Origin of the sequence: Micromonospora sp. NPDC005324 (assembly GCF_040607155.1) — a bacterium.
Classification (GTDB): domain Bacteria; phylum Actinomycetota; class Actinomycetes; order Mycobacteriales; family Micromonosporaceae; genus Micromonospora; species Micromonospora trifolii.
Genome location: NZ_JBEXGE010000134.1, coordinates 1 through 1,138, shown reverse-complemented (window position 1 = coordinate 1,138; position 1,138 = coordinate 1). Strand labels below are relative to the sequence as shown.

Here is a 1,138-nt window from a genome sequence, read left to right as displayed (position 1 = left end):
GAGAAATCCTTGACGTCACCGGTCTGCCACACCCAATCGGCGAACAGATTCCCTTCCTTGACATACAACTGACCACCCTTCACCACACCCACCCGATGAGTTGTGTGGCGCGCTACATCGGCACGCATGGCGTCAAGGTCGATGAATGAGGGGTCGATCTTGCCAGTGGTACTCGTCTCCCGGTGGCCGCGCGCGTAGCTGGCGTCGCGGTTCAGCCTTCGCAGAACAGCAGCCGTGGCGGCGACGGATGCTGTGTATTGCGCAGCCGTCATCGTCTGCGTCACGCCGTCGTAGTCGATCTCCCACCCAACCATGAGCGTGTTGCCGTCACCCGCGGGGATGGGCCCGCTTCCCCGGCACTCACCGGCGTGATTCGCTCTGCCACCAGCGATGATGTGGAACACGCCGTTGTAGTCCACGAGAGCGTGACACAAAGGGCCTTGCAGATCAGACCGGCCGTTGATGACGGTGCCGAGTGCAGGTGCCGGGTTGGTGGCACTTGACCGGCTGGCGGTGTGATGCCACAGGACGCCAATCGGTTCGAACGGTCCACTGACCGCCCGACTCCGCCAATTACCTTCCTCGACAACGGTCACGCCGGCCGACCGGAGGACGTCGCCAAGCCAATCGATCGTCCCCATCAGGAAATTACCAGATCCGCGAGACACTCAGCACTGCTGCTGGCAGCCTTAGCCCTCGCGGGTGCCATAGCGACGCCCGCCGTCGACGCCACAACGAGTGCGGACAGGGCGATTACCGATCGGCGATTGAAGCCGCTGCCCTGCGCCGTTACGGGACGCGGGATCTTCCTTGAATTCACGTGACATCTCCGGCTAATCGACAAGAATCGGAATGACCGGTGGGGCTCGGCTAACCGCTCCGAAGCAGCCGAGTCGCACAACGGATTTGTTCGATCAATTGTTAACAGTCATAGGCTTCAGGCGGGTTTCAACTGGCCTTCGGCATCGCGATCGGCGGTTGCTTGCCGGCAAGAAGCGAGCAAGGCCGATGGTGTTGTCTCCCCCCGACGGAGCATGGCCCAACTGAGAGGACGTCTGATTCACGTATTTTGTGTGTGTTGTGGTTTTAGTCGTCTCGCCAGGTTGGGGTGGTTTCGGTGGTGAGGCGTTTGGCGAGG

At 61.2% G+C, this 1,138-nt stretch carries 1 protein-coding gene; it reads right to left on the bottom strand.

Annotated features, from left to right (window positions below):
- The coding region (locus ABZS40_RS36770) for an N-acetylmuramoyl-L-alanine amidase (protein ID WP_354949369.1) at positions 1-596 on the bottom strand (596 nt) is incomplete at its 3' end.
- Positions 597-1,138: the final 542 nt, after the last annotated feature.